Source organism: Legionella sp. km772 (genome assembly GCF_003989735.1).
Lineage (GTDB): Bacteria > Pseudomonadota > Gammaproteobacteria > Legionellales > Legionellaceae > Legionella.
In genome coordinates, this window is record NZ_RZGQ01000025.1 from 21216 (window position 1) to 28184 (window position 6969).

Consider the following 6969-nt stretch of genomic DNA (forward strand, 5'->3'; position numbering starts at 1 on the left):
GCCGTAGAGGATGCTTATGTTGACTGAAAATAAAGAGCCAGCTAGTGCTAAAAAAAATTATGTAGTGCATCGTAGTGAATTGCCTTTAAGTTGCCCTACGGATTCGATGGAGTTATGGAATGCTCATCCTAAAGTGTATTTGCCTATAGAAAAAACGGGAGTAGAGGTGTGTCCTTATTGCGGATCACGTTTCGTTTTGCAAAATGATTAATTCCCTTTGTATCGTCAGACTCTCCGCTTTAGGCGATGTTTTGATGTTAGTTCCTTTGGTTCGTACCTTACAAAGTCATTTTCCTAATACGAAACTAACGTGGGTTATTTCTCGACCAGCTTATGATTTAGTGGAGGGAATGGACGGTGTAGAATTTATAGTTATTGATAAACCTAATTCGCTTGCCGATTTTTGGCGCTTCAAACAACAGATGCGGCACCGTTTTTTTGATATCTTACTCGCTCCTCAAGCAAGTTTCCGGACTAATTTATTATATCCTTTGATCAAAGCGGAAAGAAAAATTGGCTATGATAATCATCGCGCTAAGGATGGGCATCGCTGGTTTATTAAAGAAAAGATTGCCCCAGGCTCAGAACACACCTTGGAGGGATTTTTAAAGTTTGTTGAGCCCTTAGGGATTAAAGATAAAGTTATTCGTTGGGATTTGCCTATTTCGGATGCCGATTATGCTTGGGCTGATAGCCATTTACCGCCAACAGGCCCCATCCTCATTCTTAACCCTGCGGCGAGTAAACCTGAGCGTAGCTGGTTGGTAGAACGCTATATCCAAGTATTATTAGAAGCTAAACGACGTTGGCAGGTTCAAGTCGTATTAACTGGTGGTCCCGGAAATTATGATCGGCAATTAGCAGAACAAATCGCCCAGAAAGTTCCGGTTGTTGATTTGGTCGGAAAAACTAAGCCTAAGCAGTTATTGGCAGTAATTAGCAAAGCCCAAGCCGTCCTTTGTCCAGATACCGGCCCTTCACATATGGCTGCTGCTGTTAATACTCCGGTGGTGGCTTTACATGCCGTGACGAATCCTTTAGTTTCTGGTCCTTATAGCTTCCCGGATCTAGTGGTGAATCGCTATCCTGATGCGGTACAACAATTTTTAGGAATGCCTTATGAGCAACATGTCTGGGGAACTCATGTGCATGGTGAGCAAACCATGCAGCTTATTTCGGTCGCTGAAGTGATGGGGAAGTTAGAAAAAATATTTATTTAAAGCCTGCTATTCGCAAAAATAGATCAATGTTCAAGGCAGTTTATGGATGATTTAATTAATTATGGAGTATTAGTATGCAGCTTTCTACCGAGCAATGTCAGTTCTTTTCTAACAACGGATACTTAGTGGTCGAGAATTTTTATTCTTCAGCGGTTTGCGATCGCCTACGTGAGCGCGTCAATTCCTTGATTCACACGAATCACGAGCATATTCCCAAAACTATTTTTTCAACTCATACTAATGAGCATGCTAAAAAAAAATATTTTTTAGACTCAGGCGATAAGATCCACTATTTTTTTGAGGCCGGAGCTTTTGACGAACAGGGCATGTGCACACGGCCTTTTTCAGATTCAATCAACAAAATTGGCCATGCCTTACATGAGTTAGATCCTGTATTTAGAGAATATTCCCGCGATCCGAGGATCAAAGCCCTTGGCCATCAATTAGGTTTAAAAAATATAGGCTTAGTTCAATCTATGTATATTTTTAAACAACCAGGAATTGGTGCGGAGGTTTTATGCCACCAAGACAGTACTTATATTTTTGGTCAAGATAGTGACGCTTTAGGATTTTGGTTTGCTCTTGAAGATTCTACTTTAGAAAATGGATGCTTAGAAATTATACCCTCGCCTACCACAACCCCATTAAAGCAACGTATGTTTCGTAATGAGGAAGATGAAATTTATTTTGAGGACTATGACAACACGCCCTGGCAAGAGGACTTAAGTATTCCCTTACCCGTAAAAAAAGGCACGCTTATTTTATTACATGGTCGTGTACCTCATAAAAGCAAGGCTAATTTTTCCGATAAATCGCGCCATGCCTACACTTTGCATTTAGTCGATCTTTGCCAACCCTATCCCAAAGAAAATTGGCTGCAATGGGCCGAAAATATTCCTGTCTTATAAGAGAGGGTCATAGGACTTAAAAAACCTCGGAGTTATTCCTGAGTAGAGAAGTCTCATAAAAATATAAACGCCAGTGCGAAGTAGTAAAATAAGCTAGCGTAAAGTTCTTCACAATCACTGTTAGCCTTCTCCTCGATGATTGCCAATCTAAAGAGGAGCAAGGCTTAACATCTGGATGCATCCTGCCGCGAGGATAGGACTAAAATTGTTTTGATTGTTTTATTAAACCAGGTAATAATTTTGCCAACATGCTGAGCCGTTTATTGGCAACGTTTTTATAGGCATTGCTAAAGTTTTTTTCAATATCTAAATAATCGCACCATAGGCTTTGTAATTTCGTTAAGATCCGATAGCCCTGTTCTAAATTTTCTGCGAGCAGTTTTTCTAAATGCTTTTTGAAATGGCTTGGTTCTTGGTCTGAGTTAAGGCCGATATAGTCCAGCAAGAGCTCATCCGCTAAGTTCCGTAAATTCGGACTCGAGGTAATTTTTTGTCTATAAAGCTCTAGCTCATCACCCAAAACTTTTTTGGCTTCTTTAGCGATGCTTTGTGAATCAAGTAAACTAGTTAGTCCTTTCTTCGCTAAGAGATCAGCGATGGTTGATGGCGGTTTTACGGGTTTTGTAGAACCCTGTTGCTTTTTCATTTGCGCTAATACCGTCTTAAAGGCTTTATTTGCAAGTTCAGGAAGAGGGAACATGCCATCAAAAATACGGTTATCTGCACTGACAGAAATAGCGAGGAGATCCTTTGCTTCGAAAGAATTCGTCGTGGGATTCCAGACCTGTTTTTTTTCAATACCCAGCAGTAAAACATGTAAGCCTGTATGTTTGAATAAGGGAGATGCTGCATGAGTATAGCCATAGGCTCCGAGGTTACTGAGATAAACCCCATAACTGCCAGGTATAGGGTTGGGGAAGACATCCTCCGTATAGCTTTGCAATAATTCGTTTAAACGCTGTTGAAATTCTGGGTGGGTCTTTTCTATTTCTTCGCGTTTTTGATAACAATAATGCATTACTAATTCAGTTTTTTTTATTTTAAATAATAACTCGCTTGCATTGAGCTTATGGCAGTCTTTAAAGCAGATTGTACCCAAATGTTCACTGCTGGGGACTTTTTCAACCAGAGCGACATAGGCGCCAGCGGTTTGATAGAGTTTATTAAAATTTAGGAAATTACGAAAAGCAGCATTTTCGGTTAAAATTAAACTAATAGTTTGCATCATTAAAACGGTCAATAGGTCATTTGAATCTTCCTTTTGAAATGCACAAAACTCAGTAAGGTCAAGATTAAATTGCGCGACAATAGTTGGATCGCCAGGATTATTTAGTTGCCCCATCATTGCTTTTCGTAGCGTAGTCATCTCAATTGGGCTAATTTCCTGATTGGTTTCTTTGGCTATACTGGACCCCATTTCAATAGCTAGATCTACTTGATGGCTTGGGGTACTCTTTATTTTTTTTAATTGCTCCACATAACTTTCATGCACGGAAGTAATAAACTTATTCGCAGCCATAGGGTCTAATAAATTACTGATGGCTACTGCATAACGGGGCTCTAAGCTTATGGCCGAGAGGATCAGTTCTTCAAAATTTTGCAAAGTTTTACTTAATAGCGTCTCTTCCGGTAGTCCAAGCTCTAAATAAAGATCCGCCTCTTGCAGATGGCGACGTTCATCTTTTAACAGGATGACAAAAAACTGTGGGGCTATATTTTGCTCATAAAAGTTAGAAAAAACTTTAGTTAATATTGCCTTATATAATAAATTAATGACCAAGCCTAAGTTTAGGTCCTCCTGCTCCTGCGTAAATTGGGTAATTTTTTCGAGCTCAGCATTATAAGCGGGAATTGTCCCATAAGGTGCTGCTAATAAAAAAAGTGTTTTAGTAAAAACAATGGCTTGAAACATTTCGTCCAAGAACTGTTGATGCATCCTCTGTCGCAAATCAGGCCTCTCCAGCTTTTTTTCAAACTGCAAAGGCAGTTGCAGTGCCAGAATTTTAAGTTGCGCTAATAAGGCAAATAAATGGGTATAAAGGATAGGAGAATGATCCATTACAAAGGGTAATCCAGCTTTAAATAAAGCCGCTATTCTTTTGTTGATGGCTTCTTTTTCTGCCTGTGAGAGAGCATTCCATCCTTCAGCGAGCCATTTTTCCGAGCCCCAGGAGGGTTTTAATAAGGTATCAAGTTCCAACTGGTCGCTCCACGAGTACAACTATTCACTATGAATTAAATCCGTAAGATAATTATAGAGCCTTGAGAAAATGTAGCCACCAAAAAAACCACCAATAAGTCCCGAAATAAAGGCAGTTAAACTAAAAACAACGGTATTTAAGATAGAGGCGTTATAAATAATTTGAAGTGAGCCTACGGTTAAAGTGACCGGTATTCCCTCTAAAAAAATATTGGCAACGATAACCAGAACAAAAAGCGCTATGGCTAAAAAAACAGCGATAGTAATGCTGGTTGCAATGGGATCCAATTTAGTTGAGGACATTTAATCTAACTCCCTGTAACGGAAAATAGTGTACATTGCTGGGTTGCAGTGCTAAGACAAGGGCTCGACCTCTGAGCCAAAATCCCAGGTGGCAAATAGTTACTTAAGCGCATGCGCCAGTTATCTGTCTAATTTATCGGAGTTAAGGATTATTTTCAAATGATAATGACTAGACCTGATGAAAAATACTTAATGATCACGATTAATCGCGTAATGTGAGAGTTCTATCAGTCCTTCTTTATATTTTGAATTAGGAAGGACGTCTAAAGCGGCAATAGCTTGTTCTATTTCTTGCGCCGCAACCCTGCGGGTGTATTCTATGGCATTGGTTTGGTGGATAGCTTCCAAAATATCAGCTAAGTATTTAAGGCTACCTTTTTTTAAGCTTTCTTGAATTTTTATTTGTTGTTGAGGGGTTCCATGTTGGATGGCATAGAGTAAAGGGAGGGTTACTTTGCCATTGGCTAAATCATCACCGATATTTTTACCGATGGTTTTAGCATTAGAACAATAATCTAAGGCATCATCAATTAGTTGAAAACCATTGCCTAAGTGTAAACCAAAGGCATAAAGTGATTTTTGTACAGACTCATCCGCTTTTGCAATGAGCGGGCCCAAAGTAGCCGAGGCTGCAAACAGTAAAGAAGTTTTTGAGCGAATAACCTCTAAATAATCCTCTAAAGATAAATTGGTATTACAGCGATTTGAAAATTGTTGAATTTCGCCGCATCCCATTTGGGGGGCTATACCGATGAGCAGGTGAATAATATCAATATCCCCCACGTCAACCATCAATTGTAAATACTTAGTGAACAGGTAATCCCCCACTAAAATACTTGCTTTATTTCCCCAGATTTTATGGGCTGTTTTACGTCCACGGCGTAATGAAGATTCATCGATGACATCATCATGTAATAAAGTAGCCACATGAAAAAATTCAATCATGGTAGCTAGCATGATATGGGCTTTACCTTCATATTGATTGGCGCGACAGGAAAGAAGAATTAACAGTGGGCGTAAACGCTTACCCCCGGCGTTGATAATATGGTTGGCTATATCATTGATCATTGGGACTGGGGATTTTATTATCTCTATAATTAGCGCGTTGACTGCCTCAAAATCCTCATTGACTAAAGCGCGTAAATGATCAATTCCCATCGTGTTTCCAGGTATAACAAACTTTATCATCATAGGCCAGAGCGGCAAATTCTGTCAAGTTATTGCTTGATTGCTAAGGTTTTTTTACGCGCTTTGTGAAAAAGTCAGTGCACCTGTAGTGAAGGTTTTAAAAAAGAGATTCGCCGGTTTTTTTCTTTTTATTTTGATACATTAGGTCATCAGCCATTTTTAAAAGCATATCCCCATTCTTCGCTTTAGTTGGATAGATGGCTGTACCGATGCTAATTGAACAGGTTAATTCAAGGTTCTTAATAAGAAAAGGGGTTTTAAATTCCTTTTTTATTCGGGTAGCTAAAACATCGGCAATTTTATCTTTAAGGGGGTGGGTAATGATTGCTGTGAATTCATCCCCACCTAAACGGGCTATAAAATCACTATCGCGAAAACAGGCTTGCAAGCGTTTGCCGGCTTGTAACAACAATATATCCCCAACTTCATGGCCATAGCGGTCATTAATTTTTTTGAAGTCATCGAGATCCATGAAATATAAGCTTATCGCAGTTTGCTTTGGATCGACTGTATCCATTAATTCTTGTAAATGCGTGTGGAAATAAGACCGATTAGGAAGGTTGGTTAATGAATCGTGATGAGAAAGGTAATGGAATTTTTGTTTATCTGCTGATAAAAGAAAGTTCTGTTCTTTTAACAAAGATTCATAAAGTTTATTTTCAACGAGAAGATTATACAAAATGGTGCACATTAAAAAAAAGATGAAGAGGGGGTTAACATGGCTAAGCACGCTTAGGGCGCTGGGAGATAAAGTATAGAATATGGGTAGGTGGATGGAGAGCAGGGTAATTAACATAAGGCCGGCTAAAGAGCCGTAAATAAGTAAACCATTGATGCCAATGGTGACAGTGGCCAAAATAGGAGAAATGTAGAACCAATCCAATGTGGAGCTGGATGCGGGATTTCCTAGCCAGAGATTGGCGGCCGTAATCATCAGAAAACATAAAATGTTAATAAGATGGGCACACAACAGCAAATTATCCTTCTTTCTGAGCAGTAAGAGGGTAGAGCCTATTAAAAAGGTATTCGTTATTAGGCAACGTCCCTGAAGTTTTTATAGACAAGATTTTATTTTGAATTGGTCACAGATTTTTTAATTTCACTTCGATCTACCCCCTCTCCCGCGATAGGAACTTTGATAGTATGATGA

Annotated in this window: 7 protein-coding genes; 3 read left to right on the forward strand and 4 right to left on the reverse strand. The window is 39.3% G+C overall.

Annotated elements, in window-relative coordinates; genetic code table 11:
• Positions 1-16: 16 nt before the first annotated feature.
• The 3 genes from ELY15_RS04840 to ELY15_RS04850 all read left to right on the forward strand — a co-directional run bounded on the left by ELY15_RS04840 (position 17) and on the right by ELY15_RS04850 (position 2128).
• Positions 17-211 (forward strand): zinc-finger domain-containing protein, encoded by a 195-nt coding sequence (locus ELY15_RS04840; RefSeq protein ID WP_127098526.1) that lies wholly within the window; start codon positions 17-19, stop codon positions 209-211.
• Positions 204-1220 (forward strand): glycosyltransferase family 9 protein, encoded by a 1017-nt coding sequence (locus ELY15_RS04845; RefSeq protein ID WP_127098527.1) that lies wholly within the window; start codon positions 204-206, stop codon positions 1218-1220. The genes ELY15_RS04840 and ELY15_RS04845 overlap by 8 nt, the downstream gene beginning before the upstream one ends.
• Before the next feature lie 74 nt (positions 1221-1294).
• Positions 1295-2128: a phytanoyl-CoA dioxygenase family protein gene (locus ELY15_RS04850; protein WP_127098528.1), complete on the forward strand. Its 834-nt coding sequence runs from the start codon at positions 1295-1297 to the stop codon at positions 2126-2128.
• Between the two features lie 199 nt (positions 2129-2327).
• On the opposite strand, the gene ELY15_RS04855 is transcribed toward ELY15_RS04850, so the two are convergent.
• The 4 genes from ELY15_RS04855 to ELY15_RS04870 form a co-directional block, all read right to left on the reverse strand.
• Entirely contained in the window at positions 2328-4328 is a 2001-nt protein-coding gene (locus ELY15_RS04855; RefSeq protein ID WP_127098529.1) for a 2-oxo acid dehydrogenase subunit E2, read from the reverse strand.
• Between the two features lie 21 nt (positions 4329-4349).
• Entirely contained in the window at positions 4350-4631 is a 282-nt protein-coding gene (locus ELY15_RS04860) for a hypothetical protein (RefSeq protein WP_127098530.1), read from the reverse strand.
• A gap of 189 nt (positions 4632-4820) precedes the next feature.
• Positions 4821-5789: a polyprenyl synthetase family protein gene (locus ELY15_RS04865; RefSeq protein ID WP_127098533.1), complete on the reverse strand. Its 969-nt coding sequence runs from the start codon at positions 5787-5789 to the stop codon at positions 4821-4823.
• Between the two features lie 127 nt (positions 5790-5916).
• The gene (locus ELY15_RS04870; RefSeq protein WP_127098531.1) at positions 5917-6753 is read right to left on the reverse strand and encodes a GGDEF domain-containing protein; all 837 of its coding nucleotides are present in this window, start codon (positions 6751-6753) and stop codon (positions 5917-5919) included.
• Positions 6754-6969 lie beyond the last annotated feature (216 nt).